Below are 17839 nucleotides of genomic sequence, written 5' to 3'. Positions count from 1 at the left end.
AACAGCTAAGAGAGACGCGCTACTTCGCGAGGAATTCCAGCACAGACCGGGCCGCACGCAGGCCCGGCGCCTCGCCGCCCTCGCCCAGACGCTCCATCGTCAGCTCCATCGCGGCGCGCTGCGCCTCGCTTTTGTCGCGCAGCTCCAGCAATTCGAGCATCTCCTGCGCGATGGCCCGCGGCTTGCACTCCGGCCCCAGAAATTCCGGCACCGCGCGCGTGTCAGACACAAGATTGACCAGCGTCACGGTATCGATGCGCAGCAAGCGCCAGATCAGATGCCATGTCACGAAATTCGCATCATAAGCGATCACCATCGGCACCCGACTGGCCGCCAACTCAAGGCTCACCGTGCCCGACGCCGCCAGCGCAATATCGGCGGCGGCAAAGGCCGCGCGCTTGTCCTCGGGTTGCTCGACCACAATCGGCGGCACCGGCCAGCGCGCGGTCATCTCGCGCACCATTCCCGCCACCCCGCGCACCGTGGGCAGCACCACGCGCAGCCCCGGCTCACGATCCCGCAACTGCATCAGCGCCTCATCGAAGCGCTTGCCCAAGCGCTTGACCTCGCCCGTGCGCGAGCCGGGAAGGCAGAGCGCCAGCGGTTGATCGGCCCCGATCATATGGGTCTCGCGGAAGGCCTCTGCCTCGGCACGGGTGGCGCGCGGCTCGGCCACGACCGGATGCCCCACGAAATCACAGCTCATGCCCGCGGCCTCCATCAGCGGCGGCTCAAAGGGCAGCAAGGCCAGCACGTGATCGACCACTTTGGCCATCTTGGCCGCCCGGCCCGGACGCCATGCCCAGACCGAAGGCGCCACGTAATGGATCACCTTGAGATCAGGCCGCTGGGCGCGCGCAAGGCGCGCCACACGCAGGCAGAAATCCGGGCTGTCGATGGTGATGAGGGCTGCGGGATTTGCCGCGATCACCGCCTCGGCGGTCTGAGCGATCCGCGCCTTGAGCTGGCGGTATTTCGGCAAAACCTCCATCAGCCCCATGACCGACAGCTCTTCCATCGCAAAGATGCTCTCAAGCCCTTGCGCGGCCATTTCCGGCCCGCCGACGCCCGCCCAGTCGATCCCGGGGGAAAGCTCGGACAGCCCCGCCATCAGAGCCGCCCCCAGCTTGTCGCCAGAGGCCTCGCCCGCGATGACGAACAGCTTCATGACGCGCGCGCCCAAAGAAACAGACCCGCCTCGCGCGCGGCCTCAATCACGGCGTCACGCTCGATGATCATCACACCACCGGCCTCAAACGCGATACCAAGAAGGCCCGCTTCAGCGGCGTGTCTCACCGTGGCAACACCAATGGTCGGCAGATCGGCGCGGCGGTCCTGACCGGGCTTGGGGGCTTTGTAAAACACCCCGGAGCGCGCCGGAAGATCGGCGCGCAAAGCCCTGTGATGTTTGACAAATTCAAGCATCGCATCGGTTCCCGGAAGGGTCTCGACCGCGACGCATAAACCGTTTGAAACCACGGCACCCTGACCGATATCGGCACGTCCCAGATCCGCGACAATCGCGGCTGCCCGCTCGACATCCGCGCGCTCAGACGCACTCGGATCGCCCAGCAACAGCCCCGCCTCGGGCACCAGATCGCGCGCGATGTCATGCGCGCCAATCACTTCGAAATCGAAATCCTCGAAGATCTCGATCACCGCGCGCAGCGTCGCGTCGTCACCCGTCTGCATCGCCACGGCAAGCTGCGGCACAAGCTGGGCCGAGCGCGGATCGATCATCTCGACATCCACACGCGGGCGCTGGATCGCACCGGCAAAGACCACCCGCTTGATCCCACGATCCGTGAGCGAGTCGAGAAACGGCACAAGCCGCTCAATGCGGAAGCGCAAGGTCTCGGGCGTGCCGATCTCACTGGGCGTGCCCTCCATCTCGCAAACCAAAAGCCCCGGTGCGGCCTCGGCCACAAGCCCGGGCAGCCCCCCTTGCCCCGCGATCAGGGCGATGTCGGATTGTGCACTCATTTCTGCGGCGTCAGGAAGCTGCGGTCGGACGGACCAAGGATGAAATCAAGCATCTCGCGGACATGTTCCCCCTCAATCGGGCCCTCTGCCATCTGGCGCGCAGATTCGCGGAAATTGCCGCCGGACAGCTCGGAAAAGGCAGAGCGCAGCGCCGCGATCTCGGCCCGCGAGACCCCGCGCCGTTTCAGCCCGACGAGGTTGAGCCCCTCAAGCCCGGCCCGTGGCCCGGCCACAAGCCCATTGGGGATCACATCGGCGGTGACCATCGAAAGCGCCCCAATGATCGCGCCACGCCCGATGCGCACCCATTGGTGGATGCCAGAAACGCCGCCGACGATGACGTCATCCTCAAGCGTACAATGCCCGGCCAGCGCCACCGAGTTCACCAAGATCACCCGGTCACCGATCTTGCAATCATGCCCGACATGGCACGATGACATGAACAGCCCGTCATCGCCGATCTGGGTCAGCCCACCACCGCCTTCGGTGCCGGTATTCATCGTCACATATTCGCGGATCCGGTTGTGCGCACCGATCTTGAGCCGCGTCTTCTCGCCCTTGAATTTCAGATCCTGCGGGATCTGACCAATCGAGGCGAAGGGAAAGATCTGGGTCTGCGCGCCGATCTCGGTCGCGCCCTGAATGACGACATGCGATTGCAGCACGACGCCGCGATCCAGAACCACGTCCGGGCCGATCACGCAAAACGGGCCGATCTCGCAGTCGGGCCCGATCACGGCGCCCGGTTCGATCACCGCCGAGGCGTGTATCTGCGCGCTGGGATCGATGCTCATGCGCCTACCCCTTGAGATCCATCATCGCGGTGAACTCGGCCTGCGCCGCCAACTCGCCATTCACCGTGGCCCGGCCTTCGAATTTCCACACCTTGCCGCCACCGCGCAACACGTTGACATGCATCTCAAGCACGTCGCCCGGCACCACTTTGCGACGGAACTTGCACTTGTCGATTGCCATGAAATAGGTGCCCAGCTCCTTGTCGATCGAATTGGTGGAGATCCCCACCACGACCGCCGAAGTCTGCGCCATCGCCTCGACGATGGTCACGCCGGGCATCACCGGCTCGTCCGGGAAATGGCCCTGAAAATGCGGCTCGTTGGCCGTGACATTCTTGATGCCAACCGCGCCTTTGTTCGGAACGATGTCGCGCACCTTGTCGATCAGCAGGAACGGGTAGCGATGCGGGATGATCCGCTTGATGAGGGCCAGATCGGCAAAATCATAAGGGGCAGGTTCGGTCATGGGGAATGGCTCCTTCGGATCAGGCAGCAAGGAACGCAGCCCGCTTCTTTCGGATTGTTGCTAACAATCGAATGCACGGTTGGCAAGCTTACGAAACCGGTCTCAGTTCTGGGGATCTGGCATGGGCAGACCGAGCGGCGGCGAGGCTTTCGGCGCGCTGCCGCCTTCCAGTGCGGGATCCGCGCCAGTCTGCGGCTTGAGATTGGGACTATCATCGACGAAAACGCCGCCCTGATCGGTCGTGCCCGTATCCGAGGTGCCGTCGCTGGGCAGCGCATCGGCGGGCGAAGGGCTGGCGCTATTGCTGCTGCCGGGCTCGGGCACAGAGGCCGGCACGCGCCCTGCCCCATCTCCCACTTCACGGTCGATCCGCTTGCCAAGCTGCTCGGTCACATCCGCGGAGGACAGGCCCCGAATGATCACCCGGGAATCAAGCACGACCTCGGCCCCGCGCGCGCGCAGCACCTCATCGAGCTTGGGCATCACCGCTTGGACAAAGCCCTGACGTTCATCATTGAGCTGGCGCTGCACCGCATCCGCCTTGGCCTTCTGGGCCGCGCGGATCTCGGTGGCTCGCTTGTCGAAAGCATCGGCGGCTTTCTGGAAATCGGCGGGCGCCATCTTGGGACGCCGCTCCGTCAGATCGCGCTCTTCCGCCTCAAGCTGGCTGGCGATGCGGTTATTCTCGGTGCGCAGATCCGACGAGGCCTTGTCGATCTCGCGCGCCACCCGCTTGCCCCAGAGCGAATTGTTGTAAAGCTGCTCCCAATCGAGGGTCAGCACCGGGGTTTGAGACGTGGCCGCAGGCGCAGAGCCGTCCGCTGCCTCCTGCGCCCAGCCCGGTGCGGCGAAGCCCGACAACACCAAAGCCAGAGCGTATACGCCTTTCATCCCGGTCACCCGATCAGAATTGCGTCGAAAGCGTCAGATCGAAAGGCTGCGTCTTGTCATAGCTTTCTTTCTTGATCGCCTTGGCGAAGTTCAGGCGCAGCGGGCCGATACCCGAGTTCCAGAAGATCGACACACCGACCGACGAGCGCACATGCATGGAATCGTCGACCTCAGCGCCACCAACACCCAGCGTGTCGTTCAGCCCCCAGACGGAACCTGCATCCCAGAACACACCGCCGGTGATCCCATATTCCTCGGGCAGACCGATCGGGAATTGCGCCTCGACCTTGCTGGCCCAGTAGTAATTCCCGCCAAGCGCGTCCTGATTGCCCGCACTGAGGTCGCGCGGACCGATGCCGTAGCTTTCAAAGCCACGCACCTGGCTGCCATTGTAGCGTTGCAGGATCGTTGTGCCGCCCGCCGTGTGAACGGCACCGGCTTCAAGCGAGGCTCGCAGCGTGACCTCTTCGTTCATGATCTTGCGTTCGCCTTGGATCTTGGCCGAGGTGATGCCGCCATCGACATCGCCGCCCAGACCCCAGAAGTCCTGCGAGAACGAGAGCTTCATGTTGTAGCGCGGATCGATCTGATCAATCGACGTGTCGTAGGTGTAGGTATATCCCGGGCCCGAATAGGTCTGTTTGCCGAGAGTGTCCTCTTCGCGCTGCAGGATCGGCGAGGAACCCGCATCAACATTGCTGATCTCGTCCTGACCGACCTTATAGCGCACTTCAAGGCGCCCACGCTCGGAGACCGGGAATTCGAATGCCGGAGAAATCGACAGCCGCTTGGTGTCGAAATTGGTATTCGAGGCGTCGCTCGAGGTGTTGTAGATCCCGCTGAACGAGAATTTCACGTTCCGACCCAAGAAGCGCGGCTCAACGAACTTGATGCCCGAGGTCTTGTTGTCCGACGTGGTGCCGAGCGACAGGCCAAGAAACTGACCCCGACCCAGGAAGTTGCTTTCCTGAAGCGAAGCATTCAGACCAATCCCGTCGGTTTTCGAGAAAGATGCGCCGAAACCAAGCGAGCCGGTAGGCTGCTCTTCGACATTGACGTCGATCACGCGCTGATCGGGCGAGGAACCCTCTTTGGTCGAGACATCAACGTTTTTGAAGAAACCGGTGGCGCGAATGCGGTCGGCGGCGTTCGCGATCTCACGCGGGTTGTAGGGGTCGCCTTCAACCGTGCGGAACTCGCGGCGCACAACGCGGTCAAGCGTCGAGGTGTTGCCCTCGATATCGATGCGCTGCACGAAGACGCGCGGGCCACGAACCAGCGCGAAGGTCACATTGACCGACTGGGTGCGCGGATCTTCGGTGATGCGGGGATCGACGCGGACAAACTGCGCGCCATCCTTGATCGCCTGCTGCTCCATCCGGGTGACGGCCAGATCAATCGCCTGCGGCGAGTAGGTCTGACCGTTACCAATGCGGGCCAGCTTGTCATAGGCCGCAGCATCCAGCCCCGGAATCTCGGAGACGGTGGAGACGTTGTTGAAGTGGTATTTCTGCCCTTCGATCACGTTGAAGGTCATAAAGAACGCATCGCGCTGGCGCGTCATCTGCGAGGACACGCCCGTCACCTGAACGTTCTTAAAGCCGCGCGCCTGATAGAACTGGGTCAGCTTTTGCTGATCCAGCGGCACGCGATTGGGATTGAACGTGTCGTTCTTGACGAAGGTGCGGAAGATCCCCGCCTGTTTCGTCGCGAGCACCTGACGCAGACGACGATCGGAATAGGAACGGTTGCCCGTGAAGGTAATCCGCTCGACCGAGGTCACTTTGCCCTCTTTGATCTCAAAGGCGATATCGACGCGGTTATTGTCGCGGCGGATCACCTTGGGGGTCACGCGCGCCGCCATCCGGCCATCTTGCGCATAGGCCTGCGACAGACGCTGGGCATCGGCCTCAACTTCGGCCGGGTTATAGACGCGGTTCGGGCGCGACTGAATAATCTGCCCCAGCGCCGCGTCCTTGATAATCTTGTTGCCCTCGAAATTGATCACGCTGACGGTGGGATATTCCTGCACCTTGATGACCAGAGTGCTGCCCTCAGGCGTCAACGAGACCGCTTCAAACAGCCCCGAGCCCGAAATCCGCTGATAGGCAGCGTTCAGATCGGCGGCGGAAACCGGCTTATTGCGGGCGATTCTCGCATAGTTCAGAATCGTCGCAGGCTCGATGCGCGTATTGCCTTCGACCTTGACCGAGGAGAAGCTGTATTGCTGCGCTTGGGCTATCTGTGGCATCGCCATCCAAGCCATTGCTACCGCAGGAAAAACCGCTCCACTCCGTAGGAGGGACCGCGTGGCGCAGATTTTGCGCATTTTCTGAAAGCTGTTCGACATCGCCCTCTCCCGCCGGAAATTCACTTTTCTTTGGAGAGTGAGTACCGAAGCGGGTCGATCTTGTCAAAGCGTGCGGGGGGGCTTTGGCGCAAGAATTTGCGGTTGGTTACGCAGGGGCCACAAGTGATCGAAAGATTTACAGGCGCTCAAATGCGATAGAAATACTCGCCATGGATTCCGAGCATCTGCGAGAGTTGCAGTCCGATGATGGCGGCACCGACCAGCGCCACCAAAATCGCCACTGGCACAAGAAGCCGGTCGAGCATCAAGCCCATGAGCACACCAAATCCACGGTAGCTCTCAGAGATTACAGCATCCATTCCAGACCCTTCCCTTGCACATGCGGCAGATGGGTCTTGGTCTAGCGCGGGAAAATGGCGCAAACTCGGGGCAAAAGTGGCAAAATCAAGGCATTGGCCCCGACCGACAGGCGCGCTCAGCAGGTGAGATCGTTCCACAAGCCAAACAGCATCAACGTGGCCACCAGCGCCAGCCCCACCGACATGAACAGGTTCATCAACCGGTCCGAGGGCGGCTTGCCCCTGACGGCCTCATAGGCGTGAAACACCAGATGGCCGCCATCGAGCACCGGGATCGGGAAGAGATTGAGAAACCCAACCGCTGTCGAGAGCACCGCGATGAACCAGATGAAGCTGGACGGGCCCGACTTGGCCGCCGCCGCCGAAGTCTCGGCGATCCGCAGAGCGCCCGAGAGGTTGCACGAAGAAATTTGCTGCTCGATCATCGCTTTGATGCCTGAGATCGACTGTGCGATGATGCCGTAGGTCGATTGCACGCCCCCCTTGAGCGCCTGCCACGGCCCCACCGGCATCGTCACCGGCGTGAACATGTAGCTGCCCGTGGCCCCGATCAGAAACCGGGTCTCAAAGCCGCCCGCCGGCCCCGGCAGATCGGTCTTGCGCGGCACCAGCGTGACGTTGAACTGCTTGCCTTGGCCGCCCGCCTCGGGACGCCAGATCGACAGAGCGATCGGCGCGCCCTTGCCCGTCTTGACCGCCTCTTGCAGCGCCGAGAAACGCCAGACCGGCGTGCCGTCAATTGCGGTGATCACATCGCCCGGCGCGAGCCCCGCATCATAGGCGGCAGAGTTGGGCGCGATTCCGTCAAAGCGCGCAGGCACCAATTGCGGGCCGCTCACCTGCTGTTGCTGACCATCGCGCTCGACCGTGTAGGTCAGATCGGGGCCTGCGGGCAGATCGCCGCCCGCCTGATCGAGCGCCGCGTAATCGGGCGTCTTGATCCCGTTCACAGCAATAATGCGGTCGCCATGTTGCAAGCCGCCCGCGCCCTGCGGCAAAGCGACCACCGCGTCGATATCGGGCGTGTCGGTCGCCTGCCCGGTCCACATCGACAGGCCCGTGATAATGATGATCGACAAGATGAAGTTGAAAACCGGCCCCGCCACAACGGTCGCCGCCCGCGCCCACAGGGGGGCACCATGCATCGTGTGGCGTCGCTCTTCGGGGGTGAGCTGCGCCATCTCGGCATCGTCGGCCCCTGCTGATGCAGCATTCGCATCGCCCAGAAACTTGACGTACCCACCCAGCGGGATCGCCGCGATCTGCCAGCGCGTACCATGCTTGTCGACCCGCGAGATCAGCTTAGGGCCAAAGCCAAGGCTGAACACCTCAGCTTTGATCCCAGACCAGCGCCCGACGATGTAATGGCCATATTCATGCACCGCCACGATGATCGACAAGGCGACGACGAAGGCCACGATGGTGTAAAGCAGATTGCCAAACTGGGGCAGGAGATCCAAAGGTTACGTCCTTCCTTGATCGCAAATCGCGAAAGCCAGACGCCGGGCCTCGGCATCGGTGGCCAACACGTTATCGAGGCTAATTGCGGCAGTTCCAAGCCCCTGACGTGCCGACATCTCGGACAAAACCTGTTCAACCAAACGTGCCATGTCGAGAAATCCGATCCGCCCCGCAATGAAGAGATCGAGCGCAGCTTCCTTGGCGGCGTTGAACGCAGCCCCCGCCAGCCCGCCGATCTCCATCACCTCGCGCGCAAGACGCAGCGCGGGATAGCGGGCGGGATCGGGGGCGCGGAAATCCAACTGCCCGATTGCTGCGAGATCGAGGCGCGCCACGGGGAGTTCGCGCCGCGCGGGCCAGTTGAGAGCATAGCCGATGGCGTGGCGCATATCGGGCACGCCCATATGCGCCATCAACCCGCCATCGCGAAAGCCGACCAGCGCATGGACGATGGATTGCGGATGCACCACGACCTCGATCTGATCGGGCGTTACGGCAAAGAACTCTTTTGCCTCAATAACTTCCAGCGCCTTGTTAAACATAGAGGCACTGTCGATAGTGATCCGCTGACCCATGTCCCAATTGGGATGGCTCGAGGCCTGAGCCACGCTCGCCTGCGCCAGCTTTTCCATCGGCCAATCGCGAAACGCGCCGCCAGAGGCTGTGATGATGATGCGCTCGACATCGGCGATATCCTCGCCCACGAGCCCCTGGAAAATCGCCGAATGCTCGCTGTCCACCGGAAGGATCGTGGCCCCATGCGCGCGCGCCTCGGCCAAGAGAAGCGGCCCCGCCGTCACCAGCGATTCCTTATTGGCCAAAGCCAGCGTGCGTCCCTGCGAGAGCGCCGCAAAGCCGGGCGCGAGCCCCGCCGAGCCCACAATCGCCGACATCACCCAATCGGCAGGACGGTGCGCGGCCTCGACCAGCGCCTGCGCGCCGGATGCCACGGCAATCTTATGGCCCGACAGCGCCGCCTTGAGCGTATCATAGCATTCGTCATGCGCGGTCACCGCGATCTCGGCGCGCAGCGCGATGGCCATCTCGGCCAGCCGCGCGACATTGCGCCCGCCGGTCAAAGCGACCGTGTGAAACGCCTCCGGCCCGCCCTGCCGCATCAGCAGATCGAACGTGCTTTCGCCAATGGAGCCGGTCGCTCCGAAAATCGAAATCTTGCGCATCCGCTCAAAGCCCCGACAAAGGCAGGGGCATAAACTGGCTCAGCACGATCAGCACGATCACAGCGCCCGTCAGCGCATCGAAGCGATCCAGCACGCCGCCATGGCCGGGGATCAGCGTCGAGCTGTCCTTCACGCCCGCTGCCCGCTTGAGCGCGCTTTCCGCGATATCGCCCAGCTGGCCCGCGAAGGCCAGAAGCGGCGAGATCCAGAGCATCTGCCAACTGGCACCGATCTCTACGAAAACCAGCCCCACGAGCACCGCACCGACCCAGCCGGCAACGGTTCCCGACCATGTTTTCTTGGGCGAGATCCGCGGCCAGAATTTTGGCCCACCCACGAGGCGACCGATGAAATATCCTGAAATATCAGAGACAACGACGATTGCGACGATCCATGTGATCGCCCCCACGCCCGCACCCTCGCGCAGCGCGACCAGCCCGTAGCCGGTGAGCATCAGCGCCAGAGAATAGCCCGCCCCGACCATGCGCCGCCCCGTTGCGATCACCGCCGTCATGATCGGAACGATCAGCAGATAGACCAGTCCCATCGGCTCATGCAGCACGAAGACCAGCGTCAGAAGGGCGGCAGCCACCAGCCCCATGCCTATAGCCTTGCCGGGACGCTCGGGGCGCAGCATCACGATCAGCTCCCAGACCATCACGCCACAGACCAGCACGGCCAGCGCGGCAAAGATCGCCCCGCCCCACCAGATCGCAGCGACCCCCACGAGGATCATCACGAGGCTCGAGCTGAGCCGGGGCACGAGATCGCCCCATTTGCCCGAAAGCCGCTGCGTGCTCACGTCTTGACCCCACCATAGCGCCGGTCCCGATTGCCAAAGCGCGACAGGATCTCGGTCAATTCTTCGACCGTGAAATCGGGCCAGAGCGTCTCGGTGAACTCATATTCCGCATAGGCCGCCTGCCATGAGAGGAAATTCGAGATCCGGGTCTCGCCAGAGGTGCGGATCACCAGATCCGGGTCGGGCATGCCTGCGGTGTCGAGCCGTGCGGCCAGTGCGGCATCATCCAGCTCATCGGCGCCGATCTTGCCCGACGCATGATCGATCGCCAGTTGGGCCGCAGCCCGGCGCAGCTCATCGCGGCCACCATAATTGATCGCAACCGCCAAGGTCAGGCGGGTATTGCCGCGCGTGCGGTCCTCGATCTGGTCCATCGTCTCGCGCAGCGCCGGATCAAGCCGCGAGCGGTCCCCGATGAAGCGCAGATGCACCCCTTCGGCGGCCAGCGCATCGGCCTCCCGACGGATCATGAAGCGAAACATCTTCATCAGACCCAGAACCTCGATCAGCGAGCGTTTCCAGTTCTCGGTCGAGAAGGCGTAGATCGTCATGTAGCGGATGCCCAGATCGGGCGCCTCACGCACGATCTTCTTGATCTGCTCGGCCCCCTTGCGATGACCCGCCAGACGCGGCCAGCCGCGCTTCTTGGCCCAACGCCCGTTGCCATCCATAATGATGGCAACATGAGGCACACCGTAATCGGTGATCTCGGATGTCGCGACCTTACGATCCGTCTTGTCTTTGCGAAGCGCCATGGCTTAGGGGCCCTTTCGCCTCAGACTTGCATGATTTCGGCTTGTTTTTCCTCAAGCGCCTTGTCGACATGCCCGGTATGGGTGTCGGTCAGCTCCTGCACGCTCTGCTCCCAGAACTTCACGTCATCTTCCGACATCCCAGCGGCCTTGGCCTTCTTGATCTGATCCATGCCATCGCGGCGCACATTGCGGATCGCGACGCGGGCATGCTCGGCATATTGGGCAGCGACCTTGGTCAGCTCGCGGCGGCGCTCTTCGTTCAGCTCGGGGATCGGCAGCATGATGATCGTGCCGTTGGTCTGCGGGTTGATCCCCAGACCGCTCTCCCGGATCGCCTTCTCAACCTTGTTGACCAAGCCTTTGTCCCAGACATTGACCGTGACCATCCGCGGCTCGGGCACGTTGACCGTGCCCACTTGGTTGATCGGCGTCATCGCCCCATAGGCATCGACCATTACCGGCTCGACCATCGAGGCCGAGGCGCGCCCGGTACGCAGGGACGCGAATTCGTGCTTGAGCGCGGTCATGGCGCCCTTCATGCGATGTTCAAGGTCGTCGGTGTCGATCTCAATCTCGTCGGACATTGTTGTTTTTTCCGTCTTTGGTTGCGGCCTCGGGGCTTGGTTTAGCGCAGAGCCGAGGCGAAAGATAGCATTTGCGTGCGCGCGTCTTGCCCGCGCTTAGCCCTTAACAAGCGTGTAAGTGCCCTGCCCTGCAAGGATTCCGCGAAAGCCGCCCGGCTCGTCAAGCGAGAAGACCACGATCGGCTTGTTGTTGTCGCGCGCCAGCGCAATCGCCGAGGCATCCATCACGCCCAGATTTTTCTGCAAGACCTCGTCATAGCTTACGGTGTCATAGCGAGTCGCATCGTCGAATTTCATCGGGTCCTTGTCATAGACCCCATCCACCTTGGTGCCCTTGAAGATCGCCTCGCAATTCATCTCATTGGCGCGCAGCGTCGCCGCCGTATCGGTGGTGAAATACGGGTTCCCCGTGCCCGCCGCGAAGATGCAGATCCGCTTTTTCTCGAGGTGGCGCACGGCGCGGCGGCGGATATAGGGCTCGCAGACCTCATCCATCGGAATCGCCGAGATCACCCGCGTATGGAGCCCCAGCGCTTCAAGCTGGGCCTGCATGCCAAGCGCGTTCATCACCGTGGCGAGCATCCCCATGTAATCGGCGGTCGTGCGCTCCATCCCCTGCGCCGAGCCCGCAAGCCCGCGAAAGATGTTGCCGCCGCCGATGACCATGCAGATCTCGACGCCCATTTCTTGCACCGACTTGACCTCTTGGGCGATGCGCGCAACGGTCGGCGGGTGCAGCCCGTAGCCCTGATTGCCCATCAGCGCCTCGCCCGAAATCTTGAGCAGGACACGCTTATATTTGGGTTGCGGGTGAGTCTCGTCGCTCATGGTGGTGTCCCCTCGGCTCGGACGGTTGTCATCGCGGGGCAAAATGTCGCAAATGGGGGCCGGGTTCAACCTCTCGCGCGCGGCGATATGACAGTTGCGCGCAGACATCCGCAGAACGAGACCAAATGTTGCAATCCCTGCCTGAAATCGAGCCACACACCCCGATCCTGATCGCAGGCCCGACCGCGAGCGGAAAATCCGCGCTGGCGCTTGAGATCGCGCAGACGCAAGGCGGCGTCGTGGTGAATGCCGATGCGCTTCAGGTCTGGTCATGCTGGCGGCTGCTCTCGGCGCGCCCCTCTCTGGGTGAAGAGGCCCGCGCCCCGCATCTGCTCTACGGCCACAAGGCGCCGGGCGAGGCGTATTCCGTGGGCGCGTGGCTGCGTGAGATCGCCGCGCTTCTCGATCAGGGGCCGCGCCCGATCATTGTCGGCGGCACGGGGCTCTATTTCACGGCGCTTACCGAAGGGCTGGCCCAGATCCCCGCCACGCCGCCCGCGATCCGCGCCGAGGCCGATGCGTTGCGCACGCGTGACGGCACAGCGCCCATGCTGGCCGCGCTCGATCCCGACACACGGGCGCGGATAGATGTGCAAAACCCGATGCGCGTGCAGCGCGCTTGGGAGGTGCAGCGCACGACGGGAGACGGGCTGGCCGCGTGGCAAGACCGCACGCCCGCGCCGCTCTTGCCGCTGGCGCGCTGCGCGCCGCTGGTGCTGGAGGCCGAGCGCGACTGGCTGGCCCGACGCATCGACCGACGTTTCGATCAGATGCTCGCGCAGGGCACGCTCGACGAGGTGCGCGCGGTCGAATCGATCTGGGACGCGGATGCGCTCTGGGCGAAGGCCATCGGGGCGCCGGAATTGATCGCCCATCTGCGCGGAGACCTCTCGCTTGACGAGGCCCGCAGCCGCGCACAGGCGGCTTCCCGCCAATATGCCAAGCGGCAACGCACTTGGTTTCGTAGTCGGATGAAGGCATGGCACAAGATCGCGTGCGCGTGACCCGCGCGCCACAGGGCCGCAGGCGAATGGTTGAAAATTTGTTGGTTTGAAAGGGCGACAGGCGTAGTCTCCGGGACCGAAGCTCATCGGATAGGTCGTATAAGTGAAACTTTTCTCCACTCCGCCGCTGTCGCAATTCCAGACCCCCTCGCCCCGCAAGGCGCAGGCGATGGCGACCGCGCCACAGACGACCGAGCCTCAACTGCCCAACCTCACCAAACCCCGCGTGACCGCGTTCAACCGGCTGGCCAAGGCCGGGCGCTGGCGGGTCGAGGCGATGCGCGCGCTCTCGGAGCCCTGCCTTTTGTGGTTCACCCGCGGTCAGGGCCGGGTCACGCTGGGCGGGGTCACACGCGGCTACGGCCCCAATAATCTGATCTTCATTCCGCCGGGCGTCATGCATTCCTATGAGCTGGGATCGCAACCGCAGGGTCAAGTCGTCTTCTTCGGGCGCGACACCGAAATCGAGCTGCCCCATGCCGCTCATCACCTGCGGGTGCGCGATGCGGTGGCGCAGGGCGAGATCGGCTCGATCCTCGAAGCGGTCAGCCGCGAGATCGACAGCGACCGCCCCGCCGCGGACCGCGCGCTGCACCATCAGCTGGGCCTCGTGAGCGTCTGGCTCGAGCGCCAGATCGCCAGCAACGAGACGGCCGCGATCAAGCCCTCGGCTGCGCGCCGTCTGGTGTCGCGCTATTCGGCTTTGGTCGAGCGGGACTTCCGCGCGCATACAGGCGTGGCGGAGCTGGCCGGAGAGCTGGGCGTCACCGTCACCCATCTCACCCGCGCCTGCCGCGAGAGCTGCGGCAAAGGTGCCTCCGAGATGCTGCAGGAGCGCCGTCTCTACGAGGCGCGCGAATTGCTGCGCGACACCCGGATTCCGGTCAAGGACATCGCAGCCCGGCTGGGCTATACCAGCCCCGCCTATTTCACCCGCGCCTTCCACGCCAAGACCGGCAAGACACCCGTCGATTTTCGCCGCAACGGCTAAGGCGGCTCAGGGCCGCTCGCAGATCTCCGAGCGGGTCAGAAAGCGCATATCGCGCCCGTTATCGAGGCTGAACTGCCCGCCCATCAGACCGGGAATCGCGTCGATGATCAGATCGGTATGTTTCCACGCCTCATATTGCGGCCCGGAAATATAGACCGGCATTCCGCCGATATCGCCCAAGTGGACATCGCCTGCCCCCAGATGAAACTCGCCCTGCGGATAGCACATCGGAGCGGAGCCATCGCAACACCCGCCCGATTGGTGAAACAGGACCGGCCCGTGATCGGCCACGATCTCTTCGATCAACTTCAACGCGCTCGGGGTCGCTGACACTGTGGTCATTGCCGCGCTCCTTCTTTGCAAAATGCCAAAAGGGGGCCGCACCTGATAGGTGCAGCCCCGCTCCGGGGAGGGTACGGATCAGAAGAAGCCAAGCTTGTTGGGGTTGTAGCTCACAAGCATGTTCTTCGTTTGCTGGTAGTGGTCGAGCATCATCTTGTGGTTTTCACGCCCGATACCCGATTGCTTATAGCCGCCAAAGGCCGCATGCGCCGGGTAGGCGTGGTAGTTGTTCACCCAGACGCGACCCGCTTGGATCTTGCGACCGAAGCGATAGCAGGTATTGGCATCGCGCGACCACACACCCGCGCCCAGACCGTAGAGCGTGTCATTGGCGATCTCGAGCGCCTCGTTCTGATCCTTGAACGTGGTGACCGAGACGACCGGCCCGAAGATCTCTTCTTGGAAGACCCGCATCTTGTTGTGGCCTTTGAAGATCGTGGGCTTGATGTAATAGCCGTTCGACAGTTCGCCGCCCAGATCGGCCGCCTCGCCGCCCGTCAGGATCTCGGCGCCTTCCTTGCGACCGATATCCATATAGGACAGGATTTTTTCCTGCTGCTCGGCCGAGGCTTGCGCGCCGATCATGGTGGCGCCATCGCGCGGATCGCCCTGGATGATCGCCTGGGTGCGCTGTAGCGCGCGTTCCATGAATTCGTCATAGATGTCTTCTTGGATCAGCGCGCGGCTCGGACAGGTGCAGACCTCGCCCTGATTGAGCGCAAAGAGCACAAACCCCTCGATCGCCTTGTCGAAGAACGCATCATCCTCGCGGCAGACATCCGAGAAGAAGATGTTGGGGCTTTTGCCGCCCAGCTCCAGCGTGACCGGGATCAGGTTTTCGGTCGCGTATTGCATGATCAGGCGGCCCGTCGTGGTCTCGCCGGTAAAGGCGATCTTCGAGATCCGCGGCGATTGCGCGAGCGGCTTGCCCGCCTCAAGACCAAACCCGTTGATCACGTTGAGCACGCCATCGGGCAGCAGATCCGCGATCATCTCGGCAAAGACGAGGATCGTGGCGGGCGTCTGCTCGGCGGGTTTGAGCACCACGCAGTTGCCAGCCGCGAGCGCAGGCGCAAGCTTCCACGCCGCCATCAGAAGCGGGAAGTTCCACGGGATGATCTGACCGACCACGCCCAGCGGCTCATGGAAGTGATAGGCCACCGTGTCGCCGTCGATCTCGGACATCGTGCCTTCCTGCCCGCGCAGGACGCTCGCGAAATAGCGGAAATGATCGATGGCGAGCGGGATATCGGCGGCGCGCGTCTCGCGGATCGGCTTGCCGTTATCCCAAGTCTCGCAGACCGCCAGCAGCTCTGCATTCTGCTCCATCCGGTCGGCGATCTTGAGCAGCGCATTGGCCCGCTCGGTCGCCGACATCTGATGGCCCCATTTCTCCTTGGCGGCATGGGCTGCATCCAGCGCAAGCTCCACATCCTCGTGGTTGGACCGCGCGATCTCACAGATCTTGGTGCCGGTGAGCGGGGTGGTATTGTCGAAATACTTGCCCGATTTCGGCTCGACGAATTTGCCGCCGATGAAATTGCCATAACGCTCGCGGAACGGCGAGGTCATTATGCCCTTGAATTCAGATGCCATATCATTGGCCATGGTGTCTCCTCCCAGAGTGTTTCCCGCAGATGAGGGGTGCGGGCCATGCTCTGAGTGTGTACGCAGCTAAGCCCTGAGACTAGAGGGGCAAAGCGGCCTCGACCGCTTGTCTGTCTCAGCGCTGAGACAGGTGCGCGCGCAGAATACAGGCCGACGCCCTCCCGACCGCGTGCGCGCCTCCAAAACCGCGCGCAAAACGACGCAGGGCCGGGGAATGCCCCCGGCCCTGCCTTCCAGCCCTAGACAGGCTGCGTTATTTCTCGACCGTGGCTTTCACGATGTAATCGGGGTCCTGAACGGCGCCGTTCTGCGCGGAATCGCCCTTCTTGATCTTGTCGACCACATCCATGCCCGAGATCACGTGACCCACGACGGTATATTGCCCGTCCAGATGGGGCGCGGAGGCGAACATGATGAAGAACTGCGAATTGCCCGAGTTCGGATCGGAGGAGCGCGCCATGCCGACCGTGCCGCGCACGAAGGGCTTGTTCGAAAACTCAGCGGGCAGATCGGGCAGGCTCGAGCCGCCCATCCCCGCCATCGACGTGTCGCCACCCCGTTTGCCGAACTGAACATCGCCGGTCTGCGCCATGAAGCCGTCGATCACGCGGTGGAAGACCACCCCGTCATACTTGCCCTCAGTGGCCAGCTTCTCTAGGCGCTCTGCGGATTTCGGCGCATCGGCCGTGTCGAGATCGATCACGACCTTGCCGGTGACCGAACCACCGATCTCAAGCACGAGATTGGGGCCGGGACCATCCTTGGCGGCGTCCTGCGCAAAGGCTGCGGGGGCCGCGAGTGCGAAAGCGGCGGCGAAAACGGTACGACGGGAAATTTTACGCATCGGCGGCCACCTTCACCGACACCATGCGGTCGGGGCTTTTCGGCGGCTCGCCGCGCGCGATCTTGTCGACATGCTCCATCCCTTCGATCACGCGGCCATAGACCGTGTACTGACCGTTGAGGAAATGGTTGTCGCCGAAATTGATGAAGAACTGCGAATTGGCAGAGTTCGGGTTGGCCGAGCGCGCAGCGCCAAGCGTCCCGCGATCATGCGGCAGTTTGGAGAATTCCGCAGGCAGGTCAGGATATTTCGAACCGCCCGTTCCGGCGCGCCCCGGATTGTAGTCTTTTTCCATATTGGCATTAGCCACATCGCCGGTCTGGGCCATGAAGCCATCGATCACCCGGTGAAAGGCCACGTTGTCATAGGCGCCGTCACGGGCAAGCTGCTTCATGCGCTCGGCATGTTTAGGCGCAACATCTGCGAGCAGTTCGATGACCACCCGGCCATCCTTCAGCTCGATGATAATGGTGTTTTCCGGATCTTTAATCTCGGCCATGAGTAACCTCCTTTGGCATTCGGCTGGACCATAGAAGGGCACAAGGGTCACTCGCAAGAGCAAAGCGCCCACGACAGGCCACGAGCCGTTGACCTTACCCCGCCATATCGGCAAGTTCGGGGCGACCGTAGGCCGG

At 62.9% G+C, this 17839-nt stretch carries 19 protein-coding genes; 2 read left to right on the top strand and 17 right to left on the bottom strand.

Annotated features, from left to right (window positions below; all coding sequences use genetic code 11):
* Window positions 1-19 precede the first annotated feature (19 nt).
* The 13 genes from lpxB to pyrH form a co-directional block, all read right to left on the bottom strand.
* A complete protein-coding gene (lpxB, locus tag DL1_RS08865) occupies window positions 20-1168 on the bottom strand; it encodes a lipid-A-disaccharide synthase (protein ID WP_038065181.1) in 1149 nt (382 codons plus the stop codon).
* Window positions 1165-1983: an LpxI family protein gene (locus DL1_RS08860; protein ID WP_038065053.1), complete on the bottom strand. Its 819-nt coding sequence runs from the start codon at window positions 1981-1983 to the stop codon at window positions 1165-1167. Before DL1_RS08860 ends, lpxB begins: the two co-directional genes overlap by 4 nt.
* Window positions 1980-2777 (bottom strand): acyl-ACP--UDP-N-acetylglucosamine O-acyltransferase, encoded by a 798-nt coding sequence (gene lpxA, locus DL1_RS08855; RefSeq protein ID WP_038065050.1) that lies wholly within the window; start codon window positions 2775-2777, stop codon window positions 1980-1982. The genes DL1_RS08860 and lpxA overlap by 4 nt, the downstream gene beginning before the upstream one ends.
* Before the next feature lie 4 nt (window positions 2778-2781).
* A complete protein-coding gene (gene fabZ, locus DL1_RS08850; protein WP_038065048.1) occupies window positions 2782-3243 on the bottom strand; it encodes a 3-hydroxyacyl-ACP dehydratase FabZ in 462 nt (153 codons plus the stop codon).
* 102 nt (window positions 3244-3345) lie between these two features.
* Window positions 3346-4134: an OmpH/Skp family outer membrane protein gene (locus DL1_RS08845; protein WP_081856295.1), complete on the bottom strand. Its 789-nt coding sequence runs from the start codon at window positions 4132-4134 to the stop codon at window positions 3346-3348.
* A 13-nt stretch (window positions 4135-4147) separates the two neighbouring features.
* Window positions 4148-6385 carry an outer membrane protein assembly factor BamA gene (bamA, locus tag DL1_RS08840; RefSeq protein WP_245739634.1) on the bottom strand — a complete coding sequence of 746 codons (2238 nt, stop codon included), beginning with the start codon at window positions 6383-6385 and terminating at the stop codon, window positions 4148-4150.
* Between the two features lie 245 nt (window positions 6386-6630).
* Window positions 6631-6804 carry a hypothetical protein gene (locus DL1_RS21560; RefSeq protein ID WP_156022726.1) on the bottom strand — a complete coding sequence of 58 codons (174 nt, stop codon included), beginning with the start codon at window positions 6802-6804 and terminating at the stop codon, window positions 6631-6633.
* 116 nt (window positions 6805-6920) lie between these two features.
* Window positions 6921-8264, bottom strand: coding sequence for an RIP metalloprotease RseP (gene rseP, locus DL1_RS08835; protein ID WP_038065043.1), 1344 nt, complete (start codon window positions 8262-8264; stop codon window positions 6921-6923).
* Between the two features lie 3 nt (window positions 8265-8267).
* Window positions 8268-9446, bottom strand: coding sequence for a 1-deoxy-D-xylulose-5-phosphate reductoisomerase (dxr, locus tag DL1_RS08830; RefSeq protein WP_038065040.1), 1179 nt, complete (start codon window positions 9444-9446; stop codon window positions 8268-8270).
* A gap of 4 nt (window positions 9447-9450) precedes the next feature.
* Complete coding sequence (locus DL1_RS08825; protein WP_038065038.1) at window positions 9451-10248, bottom strand: phosphatidate cytidylyltransferase; 798 nt, start codon at window positions 10246-10248, stop codon at window positions 9451-9453.
* The gene (gene uppS / locus DL1_RS08820; protein WP_081856294.1) at window positions 10245-11003 is read right to left on the bottom strand and encodes a polyprenyl diphosphate synthase; all 759 of its coding nucleotides are present in this window, start codon (window positions 11001-11003) and stop codon (window positions 10245-10247) included. Before uppS ends, DL1_RS08825 begins: the two co-directional genes overlap by 4 nt.
* 20 nt (window positions 11004-11023) lie before the next feature.
* The gene (frr, locus tag DL1_RS08815) at window positions 11024-11587 is read right to left on the bottom strand and encodes a ribosome recycling factor (RefSeq protein ID WP_038065035.1); all 564 of its coding nucleotides are present in this window, start codon (window positions 11585-11587) and stop codon (window positions 11024-11026) included.
* Between the two features lie 96 nt (window positions 11588-11683).
* The gene (gene pyrH / locus DL1_RS08810; RefSeq protein WP_038065033.1) at window positions 11684-12415 is read right to left on the bottom strand and encodes a UMP kinase; all 732 of its coding nucleotides are present in this window, start codon (window positions 12413-12415) and stop codon (window positions 11684-11686) included.
* Window positions 12416-12540: 125 nt separating this feature from the next.
* Between pyrH and miaA the strand changes: the two genes are divergently transcribed.
* Entirely contained in the window at window positions 12541-13419 is an 879-nt protein-coding gene (gene miaA / locus DL1_RS08805; protein WP_038065031.1) for a tRNA (adenosine(37)-N6)-dimethylallyltransferase MiaA, read from the top strand.
* Between the two features lie 103 nt (window positions 13420-13522).
* A complete protein-coding gene (locus DL1_RS08800) occupies window positions 13523-14410 on the top strand; it encodes an AraC family transcriptional regulator (RefSeq protein WP_245739635.1) in 888 nt (295 codons plus the stop codon).
* Window positions 14411-14416: 6 nt separating this feature from the next.
* Here DL1_RS08800 and DL1_RS08795 read toward each other — a convergent pair whose 3' ends face one another.
* The 4 genes from DL1_RS08795 to DL1_RS08780 form a co-directional block, all read right to left on the bottom strand.
* Window positions 14417-14752: a DUF779 domain-containing protein gene (locus tag DL1_RS08795; protein WP_081856293.1), complete on the bottom strand. Its 336-nt coding sequence runs from the start codon at window positions 14750-14752 to the stop codon at window positions 14417-14419.
* A gap of 78 nt (window positions 14753-14830) precedes the next feature.
* On the bottom strand, window positions 14831-16360 hold the full coding sequence (gene adh, locus DL1_RS08790; RefSeq protein WP_038065028.1) for an aldehyde dehydrogenase: 1530 nt from the start codon (window positions 16358-16360) through the stop codon (window positions 14831-14833).
* A gap of 253 nt (window positions 16361-16613) precedes the next feature.
* A complete protein-coding gene (locus DL1_RS08785) occupies window positions 16614-17204 on the bottom strand; it encodes a peptidylprolyl isomerase (RefSeq protein WP_038065026.1) in 591 nt (196 codons plus the stop codon).
* The gene (locus tag DL1_RS08780) at window positions 17197-17703 is read right to left on the bottom strand and encodes a peptidylprolyl isomerase (protein ID WP_038065024.1); all 507 of its coding nucleotides are present in this window, start codon (window positions 17701-17703) and stop codon (window positions 17197-17199) included. The genes DL1_RS08785 and DL1_RS08780 overlap by 8 nt, the downstream gene beginning before the upstream one ends.
* Window positions 17704-17839: the final 136 nt, after the last annotated feature.

This window comes from Thioclava dalianensis (genome assembly GCF_000715505.1).
Taxonomy (GTDB): Bacteria; Pseudomonadota; Alphaproteobacteria; order Rhodobacterales; family Rhodobacteraceae; genus Thioclava; species Thioclava dalianensis.
Note: the sequence above shows the minus strand (reverse complement) of the source record. Positions and strands in the feature narration are given on the sequence as shown.

What these genes read in the sequence shown, in the direction of transcription:
- lpxB (WP_038065181.1), bottom strand. Translation starts at nt 1,168, where the DNA reads ATGAAGCTGTTCGTCATCGCGGGCGAGGCCTCTGGCGACAAGCTGGGG.
- DL1_RS08860 (WP_038065053.1), bottom strand. Translation starts at nt 1,983, where the DNA reads ATGAGTGCACAATCCGACATCGCCCTGATCGCGGGGCAAGGGGGGCTG.
- lpxA (WP_038065050.1), bottom strand. Translation starts at nt 2,777, where the DNA reads ATGAGCATCGATCCCAGCGCGCAGATACACGCCTCGGCGGTGATCGAA.
- fabZ (WP_038065048.1), bottom strand. Translation starts at nt 3,243, where the DNA reads ATGACCGAACCTGCCCCTTATGATTTTGCCGATCTGGCCCTCATCAAG.
- DL1_RS08845 (WP_081856295.1), bottom strand. Translation starts at nt 4,134, where the DNA reads ATGAAAGGCGTATACGCTCTGGCTTTGGTGTTGTCGGGCTTCGCCGCA.
- bamA (WP_245739634.1), bottom strand. Translation starts at nt 6,385, where the DNA reads ATGCCACAGATAGCCCAAGCGCAGCAATACAGCTTCTCCTCGGTCAAG.
- DL1_RS21560 (WP_156022726.1), bottom strand. Translation starts at nt 6,804, where the DNA reads ATGGATGCTGTAATCTCTGAGAGCTACCGTGGATTTGGTGTGCTCATG.
- dxr (WP_038065040.1), bottom strand. Translation starts at nt 9,446, where the DNA reads ATGCGCAAGATTTCGATTTTCGGAGCGACCGGCTCCATTGGCGAAAGC.
- uppS (WP_081856294.1), bottom strand. Translation starts at nt 11,003, where the DNA reads ATGGCGCTTCGCAAAGACAAGACGGATCGTAAGGTCGCGACATCCGAG.
- frr (WP_038065035.1), bottom strand. Translation starts at nt 11,587, where the DNA reads ATGTCCGACGAGATTGAGATCGACACCGACGACCTTGAACATCGCATG.
- pyrH (WP_038065033.1), bottom strand. Translation starts at nt 12,415, where the DNA reads ATGAGCGACGAGACTCACCCGCAACCCAAATATAAGCGTGTCCTGCTC.
- miaA (WP_038065031.1), top strand. Translation starts at nt 12,541, where the DNA reads ATGTTGCAATCCCTGCCTGAAATCGAGCCACACACCCCGATCCTGATC.
- DL1_RS08795 (WP_081856293.1), bottom strand. Translation starts at nt 14,752, where the DNA reads ATGACCACAGTGTCAGCGACCCCGAGCGCGTTGAAGTTGATCGAAGAG.
- adh (WP_038065028.1), bottom strand. Translation starts at nt 16,360, where the DNA reads ATGGCCAATGATATGGCATCTGAATTCAAGGGCATAATGACCTCGCCG.
- DL1_RS08785 (WP_038065026.1), bottom strand. Translation starts at nt 17,204, where the DNA reads ATGCGTAAAATTTCCCGTCGTACCGTTTTCGCCGCCGCTTTCGCACTC.
- DL1_RS08780 (WP_038065024.1), bottom strand. Translation starts at nt 17,703, where the DNA reads ATGGCCGAGATTAAAGATCCGGAAAACACCATTATCATCGAGCTGAAG.